A 16972-nucleotide genomic window follows, 5' to 3' on the forward strand; every position below is an offset into this window, starting at 1 on the left:
GGCCGAAAAAGAAAATGGAGACAGGTCAAAGACTGAACTTCCCCAAGGCTGAACGACAGGAATGTGCAACGGCTGCTGCACACCGCCTTGGCAGGCCCAGGCCAAGAACTCTGCAGGTCATCCTTGATAGCGCGCCTATCCGGCTCGAAAGGCGACCGGCTATTGACACTTGCTGAATTAGTCGGATGATACGTGGGTCTAGGTTTGTTGATCGAGAGATCAACGACATGGGAATGCGGTGCGACTTAGCGCAAAAACTAAGCCAAATCCGCAACTGCGCCCGCAACTGTAGGCGGCGAGTTCTTTTCCACAAAGCCACTGGGCTGGTTTGCCCGGGAAGGCGGAAACAGAGCATCGACCCGCGAGTCAGGAGACCGGCCTAGACAGTCATCCATCCGGCATGCGGTGCGCGCGTTTGGGGCGGTTTTTTCGCTGCGATGACAGTGAGCAATTCTGTCTCGCGGGGAGAGGACCGCTATGATTAAACGCGTCAAAAATCCTGATTTTCTTGACAGACCTGCGAGACCCTCCTCCTGGGTGGCGGCGCTCGTATTATTTGCGAGCGATGGATATGCCGCCGACCTTTCGCCGCCATCGCTTGCGAATGCGCGAGCGCCTGTCGAGGACTATGACTGGACCGGCTTCTATGTCGGCGGCCACATTGGACTGGCAGCGGGACGCGCGCGCATTGCGGCGGATGCATTGGGCGGCGGCGCACCGGTCGCCGGATCATTCAGCCTTTATCGTTCGCCGAATGCCTTCACCGAAGGCGGCAGCTTTTTCGAGGGTGCGCAATTTGGCTTTAACTATATGGCCTCGAATAGAATCGTGCTCGGCATCGAGGCCGACGGCTCGTTCCCCGCCTTTCCCGATCCTGATGGACTGACCATCGGCGGGATCGCGAATTTCGTCTCGCCCACGCTCGGCAGTGTGAGCCTGAGCGAGATCGCGCTCGCATCCGGCACGCAACGCGGTACGCAGCTACACGAGCCGATCGGGCGTGAGCGTCAATATCGAGCAGCAGCTGACGGACACGGTCGGCGCCTTTTTCCGCGCTGGCTGGGCCGACGGCCATGTCGAGCCCTGGGACGTCACCGACATCGACCGCACCGTCTCCGGCGGTGTCTCGGTCAACGGCACACCATGGGGCCGGCCGGACGACGCGATTGGTATCGTGGGCCTCGTCAACGCCCTCGCGCCCGTGCATGCGGCCTTCCTCAATGCCGGCGGACTCGGGATTCTTACGGGCGAAGGTCGGCTGAACTATCGCACCGAGAAAATCTTCGAGGCTTATTACAGTTACGCGCTGACGGACTCGACGCGGCTCACCTTCGACTTTCAGTATTTAGCGAACCCGGCCTACAACGCCGACCGCGGGCCGGTGAACATCTTCGCCGCCCGTGCGCATCGGCAGTTTTAGCGAAACGGACGTCATGCTCAAATACCTGAAACTCGCCGTCGACGACGCATCGGCCGCTTCGCGCACAAGAATTGTTTCGCTCTATGCCTTCCTGCTGGCGATCAACGGCATGGCCTGGACATGGGCCATCCTCGCACTTTCCGACCGGCCAACGCTGCTCGGCACCGCCTTGCTGGCCTATGTGCTAGGCCTTCGACACGCCGTCGATGCCGATCACATCGCGACCATCGATAATGTCGTGCGTAAATTGATGCAGGACGGTAAGCGTCCACTTGCCGTCGGGCTGTTCTTCTCGCTTGGACATTCGCTTTCGATTGCACTGGTCATTGTGGCTATCGCGGCCGCCGCGTTCGCAATGCAAGGTCAATTTCAGGACTTCAAGGCGGTGGGCAGCATCATCGGGACGGGGGCGTCCGCATTCTTCTTGCTGACGATCGCCGCCATCAATCTTGTGATCTTACGAAGTGTCTGGCGCAGCTTTCAGCGGGCGCGGCGAGGAGAGAACGTTGGCGAGCAAGAGCTCGATCTGCCGCTCGCCGGTCGCGGATTGCTGCCCCGGATACTGCGACCGTTGTTCCGAATGGTGACGGCAAGCTGGCACATGTTCGCGATCGGCCTGCTATTTGGCCTTGGCTTCGATACCGCAACCGAAATCTCTCTCTTCACGGTGGCTGCCGGACAGGCGTCGGGCGGGCTCAGCCTTGGCACTGTGATGATCTTTCCAGCTCTCTTCACGGCCGGTATGACGGTCGTCGACACCACTGACAGCGTCCTGATGGTCGGGGCGTATGGCTGGGCATTTCTCAATCCGATCAGGAAGATTTGGTACAACCTGACCATCACGGCCATGTCTGTCGTGGTGGCGCTAATGATCGGCGGGATCGAGGCGCTTGGCCTGATCGCCGCCAAGCTCGAACTTGACGGAGCTTTCTGGAGCGTGATCGCCGATCTCAACGCAAGCCTCGCGAACTTCGGTTACCTCGTTGTTGGCGTCTTCCTGGTCAGCTGGGCACTCTCGTTTGCCATTTATCGCTGGGTCGCACAGCCACTTGAACAGTGACCATGCATCGTCAAACGCGATGCGAAGCGGTGTACGACGCACGAATTCGATGCACAGGAGCTACCGTGGCGACCTACACACACGTTCCCGACGACGAACTGCGCGCCTTTGTCGCTCACTACGATCTCGGTGTGGTGGCGTCCTGCAAGGGGATAGCAGAGGGAGTCGAAAATTCTAACTATCTCCTGCGTACCGACCGCGGCGCCTACCTCCTGACGCTCTACGAGAAGCGCGTAGCCCCGGCAGACCTCCCGTTTTTCTTCGGCCTGATGGAACATCTAACGCGCAGCGGTATCACCTGCCCGGTACCCGTACGTGCGCGCGACGGCCAAGCATTGCACCAGCTCTGCGGCCGGCTTGCGGCGATCGTAACCTTCGTCGACGGCATATCGCCGCATCGCATAGAACCGCACCACTGCGCTGAGATCGGCCGCACGCTGGCCAAGCTACACTTGGCCAGCATAAATTTTGCCATGACACGGCCCAATCGTCTGTCGGTCATCGGCTGGCGATCGCTCTACAGCGTTTGTCGCGAGCATGCGGACCAAGTGTGTTTCGGTATTGCCGATGAACTGGCCGAAGAACTCGAATTGCTTGAGGCTGAGTGGCCGAGAAATCTACCGGAGGGGATCATTCACGCAGATCTATTCCCCGACAATGTCCTATTTCGCGGCAGCCAGGTATCAGGCGTTGTTGACTTTTACTTCGCCTGCAATGACTTCCTCGCCTATGACATAGCAATTTGCATCAACGCTTGGTGTTTTGAACACGATGGCGCCTTCAACGTTACGAAAGCTATGCTGCTTCTTTCTAACTACCGCTCCGTGCGACCGATGGGTGCGGACGAGATCGACGCACTTCCGCTCCTTGCTCGCGGAAGCGCGTTACGCTTTCTTCTCACTCGGCTCCACGACTCCCTTAACCCTACACCGGGCGCCCTAGTACGACCGCGTGATCCGCTCGAGTACGTCCAGAAGCTTCGCTTCCATCGTCGAACCGATAGCCCGACTACTTATGGACTTGGCTGAATGAAATGAAGGGTGCGAAGCTATTCACGCAGCGGAACCAGAACCCGTGTCAGGTCAAGCACACATGAAGGGCGCCGATGTCGATCTCCGTCAAACGAGAACAGCAATCTGAAGCTGCGTCAGCTAACAATCGGCATACTGCGGATAGTCGAATGCGCTTCAAGGATTCGGAACACGCAATGTGTGCAGCGTTCTGTAAAGACAGAGATAGGCGCGTCGCGACGGATCCAGTCGCTGCAGAATGTTGCCGTTCGCGCCGTCGCGCTCCCTGAGCGACAATTGATATCCTTGGAGACGTTGAATGCGAGAAACCTTGCTGTGGCTGGTCCGGCATGCGGTTGTCGAGAGCATCGCAGGAACGATCCATGATTGGGACGCTCCGGCCGATCTCCGCGACCGGACCCAACTGGACGCGTTGCGACGGCATCTCCCTCAGGATGCCTTGAGCTACGCGAGTCCGTCGAGGCGGACGGTCGAAACGGCACGCGCCCTGGAGCTCGATCCGACCCTGGTGCGCGAATTCCAGGAGCAGGATTTCGGGGCTTGGACTGGGCAGCGCCACGACGAGCTCGCGGCCATCGGCGGCGAAGGATACGCAAAGTTCTGGAGCGATCCGGCCCATTCGCGACCACCGTGCGGTGAAAGCTTTCAGGATCAGATCGTAAGGGTTCGACGGGGCCTCGGCCAGGTCAAGGCGGGCGCAGCAACTCTTGTGGTTCATTCCGGTACTATCCGCGCTACCCTATGCGTTGCGCTCGATCTTACCCCCAAGGCCGCCCTGCGCTTTGTCATCGATCCGCTCTCCCTCACCCGGCTCGACCGGCTGTCGAACGGATGGCGGGTAGTTTCGGTCAATCAGAACGTTGCTTGAGCAGTTCCGCCGCAGCGCCGATCATTGCGCCGACCAGTGGAAATATTGAAGTATCCGGAGCACGCGGACAACATTTTCGGGTCTGGCGCCGTCGGAATGCTGCATGAGCGGTCGCACCAGGAAGGCGACCGCGGCCCGAAATCGGCGAGTCATCTACGCGCAATGGGAGGTTCCGGAAAACGCCTCAGGCATACGATCATTCGACCGCAAAGAGACGGCCTGCTTGGCCGCGTCATCGAAGTCGCGACCGATCCGGTCGGGGAGATCAACCGGGCCACGGCGCTCGATGACCACATGCTGCGGAAACAGGCGCCAGCGACCGAGGTTCCTGCCTTTTAGACTAGATGCCAAGCCGGTCCTATCGCGGGCCCCTCAACCGTAGTGACAACGGACCGCCTTTGCGGTGTTCTCGTCCCCGTCCGTCCGTTCAGTATGGCAAGACCCAGTCTAGACGGTTACGCGGACGCCCAGTCGGCGCAGCTCCTGCAACTGATCTATGGTCGCGTCCTGCGGTGCGGTCACGTGGACATTGACCCCCTCGCCTTTGACCTCGACTCTGATCCAATTGCACAGCGAGACATAGTCCGGCAAGGTTGCGTGCTTTTTGGATTCGCGAACATCGTTGTCGTAGATCGCGACACGCCAAGTCATTCATTGGCTCCTCTTCCCAGCCCATCTCTGAAGCCATAATTATTCAATTATTGCGAATCAGACAGAAGTCTAGCTTTAGACCGAGCGGATTATTCGACCAACCCAGTCGTACGATTCGGTGGCGACCCCTTCGTGGCTTCGCGTTCGATCATGACGCCAACGGCTTCAACATCTTCAAACATGCGTGGTTTTGCGACTTTGACGCGAACCCACGCGGCGCCGAAATCGTCCATTACCAGATCAGCGACCGCCTGCGCGAAGGCCTCAAGCAACTTAAAGCGATGTTCGCATAGCAGCGAGCGCAATCGGTCGCGCACGAGGCCGTAGTCGATTGTGTCGGCGATCTGGTCTGTGTTGCAGGCCCGCACGCGATGCACGCCCGCTTGAATGTCGATCACGACCGGCTGCGGATGGAGTAGCTCGCTTTCGTTGATGCCAATTATGGTCTGCCCGGTGAAGCCATCGAGAAAGATGATATCAAGCGCTTGCCCGTCGCTGAGCGGAACAACGGATGATTCAACAAACGAGCGCCGACGAAAGACGTTCAAGTTCGTTCCCCCCGATCACACAGATAGTAGGCCAATTCCGTTGCTATAGCATCAATAGCTACGTCGTGATCCTCCATCGGCACCGCATCTACGATTTGCAACTCAAACGCTGCAGCAACGATGAAGGGGCGTTTGCAAGCCGCATGGCAAGCGCGTAGCAGCTTGTCATAGTAGCCCCGGCCGTAACCAACGCGGCCACCGAATTTGTCAAATGCGACCCCGGGGGCCACGATGAGATCGAGGTCTTTTGGCGAAAAGCGGGCGCAGAGATTCGGATTAGGTTCCATGATGCCCCAGACGCCGGGCACAAGTTCAGTAGGTATGTCCTTGACAAGAAAAAGGTCAATCTCATTGGTCGTCCGATTGATCTTGGGCAGCACTAGCTCTTGTTTGTCGCGTAACACCTTGTGAAGAAGTGGTTGCGTTTCGATCTCAGAACCGAAGCCGCAATAGGCCATGACGAAGCGGGCGACCAGGTACTCAGCCGTACCGGTGACCCTTGCTAGAGCCACCTGCCCGTCTTCACGGCGAACTTCGGCCGAGAGCGCATTTCGGCGTGACAATGTAGCTCGCCTTATGGCCGACTTCTCTGCAGCTTTCACTCTCCTGATCCTCGCGATTATCTTCGATGCTCCGTTCCACAGGGTCCGCCGGCATTTTCAGTTTGCACGTGAGACGGACGCGGCGCCAGTCTCAAAGGGCCTAACCGCGTTACGAGCGCCTTCGCTTCGTTCTCAGCGATTGCAAGCGCGCCCGCGGGCAACCGTTCCGCCGCAGCCATAAAATAGGGCTCGTAGATGTCCAATCGCTCAAGGCCCAGAGCGGCTACCTGCATGAACCGGTGTACGACGAGGCGTTGATGTCCGCAAGCGATACTGTGTTGCAATAGGCGCTCGGCGGCATCGACGTCGCCTCTCGAACGCAAGCTGAAGCGTGCTTCACGAGCTTCGTCTCGGCTCAGTTGCCAACCCCTTCCGGCTTTGAGCTCGCAGCGACCTCCTGCAGTTTTCACAATATGAGCTCCCCTTCATCCAGCACACAGGTTGCTGTCTTTCCGGTAGAAGATTGCCGCACCTGAAACGCATCGCACTTTCTCGGTCATGCGAAATCGCTGGGACGAGGACGGTGGCTTAACCATCTCGGACGCCTTGAGAGATAGTCGCCGCGCGCAGCGTATTCTGGATCAGCATCGCAATGGTCATCGGACCAACGCCGCCCGGGACCGGAGTGATCGCTGCAGCCACAGGGATGGCTTCATCGAATGCGACGTCGCCGACAAGATCGGTCTTCCCGCCGCCGTCCGACCCCGCTACGCGATTGATTCCTACGTCTATGACGATCGCACCCGGTTTGATCCAATCACCGCGGATCAGGCGAGGTTTCCCTACAGCGGCGACGAGAATATCAGCCGTCCGGCACAGACCCGCGAGATCAGCGGAACGGCTGTGCGCGACTGTTACCGTGGCGTTTGCCGCCAGAAGCAAGTGGGCCATTGGCTTGCCGACGATATTTGACCGGCCAACGACGACTGCGTTCAACCCCGAAAGATCGCTGCCAGCCACATCTTCCAAGAGCTTCATCGCGCCCGCAGGCGTGCAGGGAATGAAAGCGTCGGCAAACGAACCCGCGGCGATGCGGCCGACATTGAGATAGTGAAAGCCGTCAACGTCTTTCGCCGGTGAGATCGCCTGGATCACCGTTGCGGGGTCGACATGACTTGGCAATGGAAGTTGAACGAGAATGCCATGGATATTCGGGTCGGCATTGAGGTCGCCGATTAGCTTAAGGATCGTATCCGAAGAGGCGGTTCCGGGAAGCACGTGTGTGACCGAGTGAAACCCACATGCCTTGGCGGCGCGTCCCTTCGCAGCGACATATACTTTGCTGGCCGGATCATCACCGACGATCACGACCGCGATGCCCGGGGTAATGTCACGCAGCGCCTTAAGGCCCGCAGCACTTGTTTTGATCTCCGCCAGGATGTCGTCGGCCTTGCGTCGGCCGTCGATAGCCTTTGCGGAGAGGATCTTGCTAGAGTTTGCGGCATTCATGAGTACCTACAACTCCCGATCCAGCTGGAGATTACTGGGCCCGCGCGGGGAGGTAAGTCATTTTGCAGGCACAGCGGGCTATCGTGAGGACGCCAAGGCCCACGGCGGTACGGGGTTTTTATCAGTGCCACTTATCAATCTCCTTCGCACTTAACGCCTGCCGATGAGAGCAGGACCTCGTCCGTTGCGTACGTCGATGGTTCATTTTCGTCGCGCTTTAGCGACCCAATCGAGCGTCTTTTCCCAGCCGCCAAAGGGGAAGAAGTGCAAGTCGACCTGCCCGGTCGGTTCCGGATAGCTCATCTCGATGGCTTCAATGACATCGGCTGGATCTTTATCCGCCAGAACGTTAAACAGCCCCTTGCCTGAGTTCTTGAGAGCAGCAAGAGACGGCCCGATGCCGCACATGGCGGCAAACCTAACGAGCTTTGGCAATGAAGTGACACCGGCAAGGCCAAGGCGAACCGGAAGATCGGGGTTCTCTGACTGCAGCTTCTTGGCCCATAGGCCTATCGCAGCTCCGTCAAACGCGAATTGCGAGACGACATGTGGGCTAAGTCCCTTATCGCGGCAAAGCGCAACCTTGCGGCTCATCGCGTCGTTCAGCTCTGACTGCGATACCGCGGGATGGCCTTCAGGATAACCGCCGAGAAAGGCCACACCGATTGGGCTGTCAGCGAGCACCGGATGGGCCAGAAGATGAGCAGCCTCCGACAGAGGTCCCCACGCGATCAAAGGATTGCCGCCCACAAACAACGCCTCGGTCACGCCGTTGCGGGAATGGGACTCGATCTGGTGCACATAGTCCGCGATCGTCTCGAAATTTCGCGCACCAAGATGGGGGACCGGCACGTAGCCGAACTCCTTCAAGCGTTTTGCGGCCTCTACTTGTGCTGACAGCGGCTTGCCTTTGAGATGTGTCAGGAACACACGTGATCCAATCGGCAGTACGTGAGGATCGGGACTGAAGTTCCGGACGTGGTCGGATGCAAGCTCGATCGAAACAGCACCGTCGATTAGGCGGGGAGCTTCGACAGACACAGATTGAGCGGTCGTTGGTTCACGCATATGTTTTCCTTGGTGAAACGATCTATGTTGGCAGCGCCGAAGCGCCGGCTGCGATCACGGCGAACGGGAGCATGTCCGGGCCTCGCACCAGGTCCTCTGGTGTTTCGGCATCGAAAACCACCAAATCTCCGCGCTTGCCGACGGCAACCGAACCTACTTGTTCGGCGAGGCCCAGCGCCCTCGCAGCGTGGAGCGTAATGCCCGACAGCGCTTCGTACGGGGTCAACTGAAAGCAATCGACGGCGAGCCGGGCGGCAGTGAGGAGGTTGAGCTTACCCGCACCGTCTGGACCGCTTTCGCTGGACACGGCGAGATGGCCGCCGCATGCGCGGATTGCCGCGATGTCCGGCCGACGGCTGTCAAGATCGCTCAAGGCGATCTCAGGGACGAGCACCATTGTCGTGCCGGTACCTGCAATCGACCCCAGGCCGGTTTCATCCGACTGGCAGAGATAGGTTGCGGAACGCGAATAGAATGAGGCGGGAAGCGTTGCGCCAGCGCTATCAGCAAAACGGTCACATGCCACGCGGGAGGGCGTTTTTTTCCGATAGAATGCTTCAAGAATGGTGCTTGCTTGGTCAAGGTCGAGCCCCGCCGCTTCGTCGCAGAACACCTGGACGGCGTCGCAGCCCTGACTTTCTTGGATCTGCGGAAGGAGTCTCGTGACGATTGCCTCGAGGTGATCGCCGGGATCGGTGTCTTCAGGGATGAAGTGCCCGGCATAGAGTGTTGCCGTCGACAACGCACTTGTTCCTCCTTGCAACTGACGAATGAGTTGCGCAAGCCTTAGTTCTTCCTCTGGTGTTCGCCCGAATCCGGATTTCAGTTCGAACGTGGTCACGCCCGAGCGCATCAGCATAGCAAGCCGATCACGCGCGCAGTCGAGTAGTTCCGCGTCGCTGGTCGTAGCGGTCAACTCTGCAGTCTCATTGATGAGTCGACGGTAAGATCGGGCATCTTGTTGGGGGTTGGCTGTGGCGCCTTGCGCCCAAAGCAGCGTATTGTGGCAGCAGACAAAGCCTGGGAGCACCAAGCGGCCATCCATGGAAATAGATTGTACGTCATGCTTTTTTGCCGCGAAGTGAGTGGCTGGTCCAGCATAGGCAACACGTCCATCCGTAATCGCGACGACGGCGTCCTCAATGAGGCCGAACGGATCGTCCCCTTCGGAGATCATGGTCGCGAGGCGCAGGTCGCGCAGGATCACATTGCCATCCATCGTTAAATCTCGTCGAAATCGATGCGAATCCGTTTGGTCGTCGGGTGCGACAGGCAGGCAAGGGTAAGGCCTTCGTCGAGATCATCCTGCCGCAGCGTCCGCAGCACCCCCGGGCGTACGGAGGCGCCGCCTTTGGTCAGCTTGGAGATGCAGGAGGCGCAGGTACCCTCCTGGCAGGAAAACGGCACGTCAGCCCCGACCCGCAACAACGCTGCCAGGATGGTCTCGCCTGGCTCGGGGGCCACCGAGTATTCTTCGCCGCCGACCACGGCGACGATCCGCTCGCAAGGTCCCTCCTCCCCCGGTTCATTGGCGCCGGTCAACGGCAATCCAGGTTCATTTTCGTCGTCATTGAGGACGAGATCGAAACTCTCGCGGTGGATGTCTATCAACGCGATGCCCTCCTCGGTGAAAGCGCTTTCAGCCGTGTCCATGAAATCGTCAGGACCGCAGAGGAAGACGGCGAGCGCCGGGCCCACCGCCTTCCAACCGGGCAAATGCGCACCGATAAAGGGAGGATCGATCCGCCCACGCGCGCCCTGCCATGCCTCGCCCGCCCGCGACATGACATGAATAAGCGCACAAGTGTCCGAGTACTCGCGCGCGAGCGCGTCGACCTCGTCGCGCAGGATCACGGTATCAGGGGTCTTGTTACCGTAAACAATGGTGATGCGATGCCCTGCACCGAGGCTCAGTAGGTGCCGCGCGATAGACAAGATCGGCGCGATTCCAGATCCGCAGGCCAGCATCACGACATGGCGCGGCTGCTCGAAGTCGCGGAAGAAGCGCCCCCGCGGCACCTGTACCTCGATCGTTTGACCCTCGCTGACCTGATCAACGAGCCAAGGCGAAAGCCGCCCTTCAGGAATCTTCTTGACGGTGATACGCAGTGCCTGATGGTGGCCTGGCGTTGAGCTCAACGAATATTGGCGCGCGACGCGCTCGCCGGCCTTTTCGTTTTCCACGGTTAGAAACTGGCCGGGCTTATATTGGAATGCACCCTTGAGGTCCTGGGGCACGTCGAGCCAGAGGCTTGCCGCATCGTTGGCCTCGTTTTCCTTGCCGATCACTTTGAGATGGTAGGTGGTCATTGCTGTTTCCGGCTCTCAGTCTTCGTCGGTGAAGCCGAGGGAACTCTTGATTTCTTGCTTGAAAGGGTTGGACTTGGTCAACCGCACGCCGCAGCGGCATTGGTAGCGGTGCCCGCAAGGCTTGAAGATGCGTTCCACCTCGGCTTCGCGGGCGGTCTTGCGCGCCCGCGTCGCGGGGCCGATTATGTTGAGAGTCAGGACAGGCGCACAGCTCATCGAGCCACCGCAATCAATGCATATCAGTTCGAGGTCCTGTGCGGTTTTCAGGTCCACCATGACGTCGCGAGTTTGATCGCAATCGGCGCATCGGAACGTATAGACCGGCATCGTCGGCGCTCCTGTTCTGCTGGAAAAATCGCCGTCCTGCCGAAGCGGGACGGCGCAGTTTGGGAGGCGGATCAGGCGGCCTTCTTCGTCACGTAGTCCTTGACAAGCGAAACGGCAGCGTTGGCGTCCATGCCGTACTGAATACCGATCTGGCGTCCGAGGCCGACGTTCGCGGCGGCGCCACCGAACATCAGCAGGTATTTGTCGCCCTTGCCTTGCTCATCGAGCATCTCCTTAACCCTCTTGACATACACGGAGGAGGAGTTGGTCATCACGGACATGCCGATGGCCACAGCATTCTCCTTCTCGGCCATCTCGATGAACTGCTCGGGCTTCACGTTTTTACCCATGTCTATGACTTTGAAACCGTTTGCCTTGAGCATCAGGCAGACGAGGTTCTTGCCGATGTCCTGAGTGTTGCCGCGCACCAGGCCGACCACGACAGTGCCGGTCGGGCCGCCGCCGTCGCCGCCAGCGGATTCGAGTAGCGGCGTGAGGATCGGCATCGCCTTGTCCATCGTCTTGGCCGCCTTCAGCATGTCGGTGACGAACCGCTCGTTGCGTTCGTACATGTCGCCGACAATCTTCATGCCGAGAGACAGCCCGTCGAAAACGATTTCTTGGGCCGTCATGCCGCGCTCGAGCCCCTTCTTGGTCCACTCGATCGCCTTGTCGCCGTCGTACTCCATGATCGCTTCGACAAGCTTTTCATTCACTTCCTGCTGCGGGGTCAGATCGTCGTGATGCGTCTTTATCTCGGCGATCTGCGTGTCGCCGGCAGCAGTTGATGAGCGCTTGCCCGGATGCTTCGGGTGGCCGGCGAGATACACGTTGGACAAGTCGCCGAGCGCTTGGACATCCATCGGATATTTGATTTCGGCACACTGCTGGATCATCGCGTGCAAGTTTTCGTCCGAGATGTTCCAGTCGATGTCGCAACCGGGCATGACCACAAGGCCGCCATTATAGCCGACCTCTGCTGCCAGCTTTTTGACCTCGTTGCGCACTTCCTGCGTCGAGCCGTGCATCAAGGTAGAGAAAGGAGACAGCGTTCCCATCAGCGAAAGCTGACCGCCGATCGCCTGCTTGGCCTTGTCCATGCCCGGATACATGTCGCCATTGAAGTTCATGGTGCCGCTGCCCGCGATGTCTCGCCAGATCGGCTGCGTGAATGTGCAGGTATGCGTGAAGCCGATGCCGCCTAGTTCCTTGTGGATGTATTCGAACAGGCGCTTCTGGTATGGCAGGCCGTGCTTGCGAAAGACTTCCGGTGGCAGAATGTCCGACGAATTGAAAGGGTCGAGGATATTGCAGACGTCGATACCCGACTCGAACATCAACCGACAAACATTCTTGACAATGTCTAGGGCCAGTTCAGTCACCTCATCCGCATAGTCCGGATCTTCGTTCAGAAAGGTGAGGAACTCAGATGAACCAGTCATCAACTGCGCCGTGGTGATAGGTCCGCCGACCGGCGTGGGAATGACGTGCGTATCCTTGTATCCGAGGCGAATAAATTCCTTCGCCTCCTTCATGATCTGAAGCACGCGATCGGATGGTTTGAACCCTTCCTTCTCGTACTTCTCCTTGTAACGATAGAACGCCTCCTTGGTCGGTGTAGGGTGCTTGACCAGTGACGGTTGCGCATGCGGCAGATAGTCGAGCTCACACCCTTCTACGCATTCGACGGGAGTGAAGAGATCCGTGCCGGCGATGACGACATCGCCGCCAAATTTTTGCTGTGCCTTGTGCTTGGCCTGCGCGGAGGCCACACCGTCGCGAAGCGCGGTGTCAACCGTAATGCCGCCCTCCTTGATGCCTCGAACCATCAACAGCGGAAGGCACGGTACTTGATCCGGCAGGGCTTGCATCGTGACCGCAGCGAACATGCGCTCGCGGCTGGTCATTTTACTTGGGGTAGCCATGTTAATCCTCCTCTTGCTGTTGATCTTCGGTTCAGTTTGGACCCAGCCGCTGCCGCGATGGGCGGGATTGCGGGCACACTCCCCTTCGCGAATCCAAAGGCGATGGGGAATTCCTCCTGCGTGATCGCCGGTAGCGCGGCGCCAAGCGCGGTTTGTCTTGCCTTGTCGATGAGGGAGCGAACGGGTCCAATGTCGCGAAGCGTGACCAGATCCTCTCTAGTGAGCGCTCGCACGAAGGCGGCTCCGAAGGTATTGGCCGTAAGCGAGGCGGCGGACGTGATGTTGTCGATTGGCGCGGCGATCGCCGGCATCGCCACCGCGATTTCGGTGGCGAGCAAGGCTAGTGTAGCCTTGTTGCCCTCGCGGACGGCCTCGCCGACCGCGGCAAGATTGATCGGCCCGTGAAGAATCGTCGCGGACGGAATTTCTCGCCGGACTTCGGGCAGGATCATGTTCTTTGCGTAGAAATCGAGATTGAGCATCTCAACATCGAGGCCAGCAAGATCGTTGACAATCGAGCGCACCGCGCCGCAAGAATGCAAGCAGATCGCAGCGTTTGTCATGCGGCGCAGCCGCGCGAACAGTGTCTGCATGCGCGGGTAGACGAAGGTCCGGAAATCGAGATCCGACAAGTACATACCCGACTGGAAGCCGAGATCGTCGCCGTAGACGATCACGTCGGGATCCGACGGCAGAGCGGCGAGTACGGTCTTATAGCTCTGCTCGATGGTTTCTGTGGCCCAGTCGAGCGTTGCTGAGGCAATGCGCCAGTTGCCGGTGAGATCGTCGAGAAACTGCCAGGCGTTGCGTAAGGCAAAGCAGGTGTCGAGAAGCCCTGGACACGGCGCATCGAGCACAACCAGGAGGTCGGTGCGCGCAGGATCGGGGATCTGGAGGTGGGTGGGCAGGACCGGTCGCGGATGGCGCGATATGTCCTTCCATTCGGCCGCCTGAAGCGGGTGCTGGAAGGGCGCAGGAAAGCCGTCGGTGAACAGCCAACCGACACCATATGCGTCCACGAACGCCTCGTCGCTCTCGTCACGGGGAGCGTGAAGAAAACCGACGCGCTGGAAGTCAGCTCCCAGGCGCGCGCAGTCAGACGCCGCGAGCGCCGCGGTGTTGTAAATCGGATTGGCGACATACGCACCAGATGGCGCACCCAGAGCGGCCAGCCGAACGCCGGTCAGTGACGTGGTCCCGATATCGACCGCTATCCGACCCGAAACGATCTCGCTGGCCCGTTGTCGCCAGTTGGTGCTCATGCAGCCGCCGTAAGCTTGAACATCTTGAGTAGTGCGTGCCCTTGCGGGAGACTGTGTCCGTCGATCTCCTGTGCTGCGAACCCAAGAAACACCTCGGCACTGCCGAGAGCGTGCGCCGCCACGCGGCATTTCTCGATGATTCCGTAGTGGAGGAAGTCGCCGCCCGCCATCCGCGTGCAAACGAGCGCGGTAGCCAGCGACAGATTGACCCATTCCCGGCCGAGGCTAGACAACCCCGTCCACTGCGGAAAGCAGTTGGAGAACGCGCAGCCCGCTGGATAGCCGAAGCGTTGACGCACCGCCTCGATGGCACGTATGGCGATACCGACCGAGGGCGCATCCATGACGCCGACGTCGACAATCGGCACGTCGACGCCAATCTCATCGAGCATCGGACGAAAATGGCTTTCGATCATGTTGCAGGAGCCTTCGGGTGTGGGGTCACTCACATCGTTGGCAAGAATCATCACGCCGGCTGGTCGGTGCCGATTGAGCGCCTCCAATTCCTGGTCTTCGGTATCTTCATTGAGGGATGCGAAGACACAGCGATCGAGGACACCAAGCTTTGCCGCTTCCGCGAGGCCGGCGATGCGCACCTCCGCTTCTGTAGCGTTTAGAAGCAATGGCAGGCGGGTCCTCTCCGCTACAAAACGTATGAACTTGGCAAAAGCGTCTGGGTCGGAACCAATTACGTCGAAGGCCATCTGGACGCCGTACTGCTCGGCGAGGCCATTGACGCGCTCAATCAGTCCGACCGCCTTTTGCTCATCAAATATGCCTTTGGTGGCATCGCTGATCAGGGAATGGTTGTCGTAAAAGATGCTGCCGACAATAAGTCCGGTATGCGAACCAAGCGGTCCGCCGATTGTGCCGTTGCCAATTTGCAACGTCCTAGCCTGCGCCACGCGCAATCTCCTTAAACGTTCGCCTCGACGGAACCCGGGTCATTGGATGCCCAAGTATTTCCAAGAAAATAGACTAACCTGTCTGTCTAATTTTGCAAGCGCCTTCGGCAATATTTATTGAATTTTTGACTTTGCGACCCATATGATAGAAGGCCCCAGGGCAAATTGGCATGTTGCAGTGCAGCTCGTCCGGTTGTACCGGTAGGTCCGTGAGCGGCGGTGCATTGATCGAAACGTGAGTTCGATGAGAGAAGACACTGGATTTGAAAAAGCAAAAGCAAAGCGAATGCGGCGCCAGCAATCCAGCGCTCGCAGCCGGATCCTGAACTCGGCTTATGACTTGTTTTCGCGGCAGGGTGTCGCTCAGGTCGGAATCGACACGATCATTGCCGAATCTGGATGCGCGAAGGCGAGCCTCTACAATAATTTCTCCTCCAAGGAAGAGCTGGCTATAGCTTTCCTGGAGCGGCGCGAACTGATCTGGACGCGCGGGTGGCTGGAGGAGGAGGTTCGGCGGCGTACCGCTAATCCGGAGGGGCGATTGCTCGCAATCTTTGAACTGTTTGATGAATGGTTCAAGAAGAAGAACTTCGAAGGGTGCTCGTTCATCAATGTGCTGCTAGAGTCCGAGTTCGACAGTCCGATCCACCGCGCCGCAGCACTTCACCTTACCAATATCCGCTCCATCCTGCGCGGCTTTGCGATCGACGCCAATCTTGAGGATGTCGACGGTTTCGCTCAATCCTGGCACATCCTCATGAAAGGCAGCATCGTCGCCGCCGGCGAGGGGAATCTGGACGCAGCCAAAGACGCAGCCAAAGCCGGGCGGCTGGTTCTTGCCAATTGGCCGCGTCGTGCGTCGAAGCGGTGATGAGGGCTATCAGACCGTTCTGTCTATTAACGGTTTCCCCTGTTGAGGATTGGGATTCCCTTGTTCAGGGTTCGCGCATGGGCGCGTTGCGATTAGATTAAAAGGAGAAGCGGAAGAGTTCAGCTCGTTCCGCAACCGTGAGCGGCGAGACACATCCAGAGATGCCGCTTGATGAAGACCTCCGGGATGGCGGGTGTGCCGGAGAACCGCGGGCCAGGAGACTTGCCCCGAAATCATTATCCGGATACGGGGTGATTCCGGGACTGTCCATGGCAGCGGTGATATCCATTCATCGCTGACCGGCACTAGGTCCCTCGGCAAAACATGCGGCTGCGGCTAGTCTTGACCGAGGTTAAGATAGTGAACCGGCGAGCGACACTGAAAGCAACGCGTTCTACGTGCGAGCGAATTCTTGCGCCAGCCTACCAACTGTTCATGGGGCGAGGCATCGCACAGGTTGGCATCGACGCCGTCGTTGCGGACTCAGGTTGTGCCAAGGCGAGCCTTTACAGCTAAGGAGCTGGCTTCTTTGGAACAGCGCGAGGCCCTTTGGACGCGGGGTGGTTGGAAGAGGAGGTCAGGCGCTGGACAGCCGATCCTGAGGGCCGCTTAATTGCAATCTTCGATCTGTTAGACGAATGGTTTCACAAGAAGGACTTTGAAGGCTGGTTCGGT

16 protein-coding genes and 2 riboswitches are annotated in these 16972 nt (G+C 58.9%); of the genes, 5 read left to right on the forward strand and 11 right to left on the reverse strand.

What is annotated here, in order from left to right:
- The first annotated feature begins 183 nt into the window (after nucleotides 1–183).
- A riboswitch (cobalamin riboswitch) is annotated at nucleotides 184–397 on the forward strand.
- Between the two features lie 603 nt (nucleotides 398–1000).
- The 4 genes from ACP2YO_RS42625 to ACP2YO_RS42640 all read left to right on the forward strand — a co-directional run bounded on the left by ACP2YO_RS42625 (nucleotide 1001) and on the right by ACP2YO_RS42640 (nucleotide 4379).
- Entirely contained in the window at nucleotides 1001–1420 is a 420-nt protein-coding gene (locus tag ACP2YO_RS42625) for a carbohydrate porin (protein WP_426437158.1), read from the forward strand.
- Between the two features lie 13 nt (nucleotides 1421–1433).
- Nucleotides 1434–2480, forward strand: a complete 1047-nt coding sequence (locus ACP2YO_RS42630; RefSeq protein WP_426437159.1) for a HoxN/HupN/NixA family nickel/cobalt transporter — start codon at nucleotides 1434–1436, stop codon at nucleotides 2478–2480.
- Between the two features lie 65 nt (nucleotides 2481–2545).
- Entirely contained in the window at nucleotides 2546–3508 is a 963-nt protein-coding gene (locus tag ACP2YO_RS42635) for a homoserine kinase (protein WP_426437160.1), read from the forward strand.
- A 301-nt stretch (nucleotides 3509–3809) separates the two neighbouring features.
- Nucleotides 3810–4379, forward strand: coding sequence for a histidine phosphatase family protein (locus ACP2YO_RS42640; protein WP_426437161.1), 570 nt, complete (start codon nucleotides 3810–3812; stop codon nucleotides 4377–4379).
- A 447-nt stretch (nucleotides 4380–4826) separates the two neighbouring features.
- Here the strand turns inward: ACP2YO_RS42640 and ACP2YO_RS42645 are convergent, their stop codons facing one another.
- The 11 genes from ACP2YO_RS42645 to ACP2YO_RS42695 all read right to left on the reverse strand — a co-directional run bounded on the left by ACP2YO_RS42645 (nucleotide 4827) and on the right by ACP2YO_RS42695 (nucleotide 15426).
- Nucleotides 4827–5030, reverse strand: a complete 204-nt coding sequence (locus tag ACP2YO_RS42645) for a hypothetical protein (RefSeq protein ID WP_426437162.1) — start codon at nucleotides 5028–5030, stop codon at nucleotides 4827–4829.
- Between the two features lie 89 nt (nucleotides 5031–5119).
- Nucleotides 5120–5578, reverse strand: coding sequence for a dihydroneopterin aldolase (locus ACP2YO_RS42650; RefSeq protein WP_426437163.1), 459 nt, complete (start codon nucleotides 5576–5578; stop codon nucleotides 5120–5122).
- The gene (locus ACP2YO_RS42655; RefSeq protein WP_426437164.1) at nucleotides 5575–6180 is read right to left on the reverse strand and encodes a 5-formyltetrahydrofolate cyclo-ligase; all 606 of its coding nucleotides are present in this window, start codon (nucleotides 6178–6180) and stop codon (nucleotides 5575–5577) included. The genes ACP2YO_RS42650 and ACP2YO_RS42655 overlap by 4 nt, the downstream gene beginning before the upstream one ends.
- A gap of 528 nt (nucleotides 6181–6708) precedes the next feature.
- Entirely contained in the window at nucleotides 6709–7629 is a 921-nt protein-coding gene (locus tag ACP2YO_RS42660; RefSeq protein ID WP_426437165.1) for a bifunctional 5,10-methylenetetrahydrofolate dehydrogenase/5,10-methenyltetrahydrofolate cyclohydrolase, read from the reverse strand.
- 201 nt (nucleotides 7630–7830) lie between these two features.
- Nucleotides 7831–8697, reverse strand: a complete 867-nt coding sequence (locus ACP2YO_RS42665) for a methylenetetrahydrofolate reductase (protein WP_426437166.1) — start codon at nucleotides 8695–8697, stop codon at nucleotides 7831–7833.
- 22 nt (nucleotides 8698–8719) lie between these two features.
- Nucleotides 8720–9916, reverse strand: a complete 1197-nt coding sequence (locus tag ACP2YO_RS42670; protein ID WP_426437167.1) for an amidohydrolase family protein — start codon at nucleotides 9914–9916, stop codon at nucleotides 8720–8722.
- Between the two features lie 2 nt (nucleotides 9917–9918).
- A complete protein-coding gene (locus ACP2YO_RS42675; RefSeq protein ID WP_426437168.1) occupies nucleotides 9919–11007 on the reverse strand; it encodes a 2Fe-2S iron-sulfur cluster-binding protein in 1089 nt (362 codons plus the stop codon).
- Between the two features lie 15 nt (nucleotides 11008–11022).
- Entirely contained in the window at nucleotides 11023–11334 is a 312-nt protein-coding gene (locus ACP2YO_RS42680; protein ID WP_426437169.1) for a zinc ribbon domain-containing protein, read from the reverse strand.
- Between the two features lie 71 nt (nucleotides 11335–11405).
- Entirely contained in the window at nucleotides 11406–13259 is a 1854-nt protein-coding gene (locus ACP2YO_RS42685; RefSeq protein WP_426437170.1) for an MtaA/CmuA family methyltransferase, read from the reverse strand.
- Entirely contained in the window at nucleotides 13238–14521 is a 1284-nt protein-coding gene (locus ACP2YO_RS42690) for a uroporphyrinogen decarboxylase family protein (protein ID WP_426437171.1), read from the reverse strand. Before ACP2YO_RS42690 ends, ACP2YO_RS42685 begins: the two co-directional genes overlap by 22 nt.
- Nucleotides 14518–15426 carry a tetrahydromethanopterin S-methyltransferase subunit H family protein gene (locus ACP2YO_RS42695; protein WP_426437172.1) on the reverse strand — a complete coding sequence of 303 codons (909 nt, stop codon included), beginning with the start codon at nucleotides 15424–15426 and terminating at the stop codon, nucleotides 14518–14520. The genes ACP2YO_RS42690 and ACP2YO_RS42695 overlap by 4 nt, the downstream gene beginning before the upstream one ends.
- A gap of 244 nt (nucleotides 15427–15670) precedes the next feature.
- On the opposite strand from ACP2YO_RS42695, the gene ACP2YO_RS42700 reads away from it, so the two are divergent.
- On the forward strand, nucleotides 15671–16297 hold the full coding sequence (locus ACP2YO_RS42700; RefSeq protein WP_426437173.1) for a TetR/AcrR family transcriptional regulator: 627 nt from the start codon (nucleotides 15671–15673) through the stop codon (nucleotides 16295–16297).
- Between the two features lie 50 nt (nucleotides 16298–16347).
- Nucleotides 16348–16541: riboswitch (cobalamin riboswitch) on the forward strand.
- Nucleotides 16542–16972: the final 431 nt, after the last annotated feature.

Origin of the sequence: Bradyrhizobium genosp. P (genome assembly GCF_049949265.1) — a bacterium.
Lineage (GTDB): Bacteria > Pseudomonadota > Alphaproteobacteria > Rhizobiales > Xanthobacteraceae > Bradyrhizobium.

Coding starts and splice junctions, on each gene's coding strand:
- ACP2YO_RS42645 (WP_426437162.1), bottom strand. CDS start 5,030: ATGACTTGGCGTGTCGCGATCTACGACAACGATGTTCGCGAATCCAAA.
- ACP2YO_RS42640 (WP_426437161.1), top strand. CDS start 3,810: ATGCGAGAAACCTTGCTGTGGCTGGTCCGGCATGCGGTTGTCGAGAGC.
- ACP2YO_RS42675 (WP_426437168.1), bottom strand. CDS start 11,007: ATGACCACCTACCATCTCAAAGTGATCGGCAAGGAAAACGAGGCCAAC.
- ACP2YO_RS42685 (WP_426437170.1), bottom strand. CDS start 13,259: ATGGCTACCCCAAGTAAAATGACCAGCCGCGAGCGCATGTTCGCTGCG.
- ACP2YO_RS42665 (WP_426437166.1), bottom strand. CDS start 8,697: ATGCGTGAACCAACGACCGCTCAATCTGTGTCTGTCGAAGCTCCCCGC.
- ACP2YO_RS42630 (WP_426437159.1), top strand. CDS start 1,434: ATGCTCAAATACCTGAAACTCGCCGTCGACGACGCATCGGCCGCTTCG.
- ACP2YO_RS42680 (WP_426437169.1), bottom strand. CDS start 11,334: ATGCCGGTCTATACGTTCCGATGCGCCGATTGCGATCAAACTCGCGAC.
- ACP2YO_RS42690 (WP_426437171.1), bottom strand. CDS start 14,521: ATGAGCACCAACTGGCGACAACGGGCCAGCGAGATCGTTTCGGGTCGG.
- ACP2YO_RS42670 (WP_426437167.1), bottom strand. CDS start 9,916: ATGGATGGCAATGTGATCCTGCGCGACCTGCGCCTCGCGACCATGATC.
- ACP2YO_RS42700 (WP_426437173.1), top strand. CDS start 15,671: ATGAGAGAAGACACTGGATTTGAAAAAGCAAAAGCAAAGCGAATGCGG.
- ACP2YO_RS42660 (WP_426437165.1), bottom strand. CDS start 7,629: ATGAATGCCGCAAACTCTAGCAAGATCCTCTCCGCAAAGGCTATCGAC.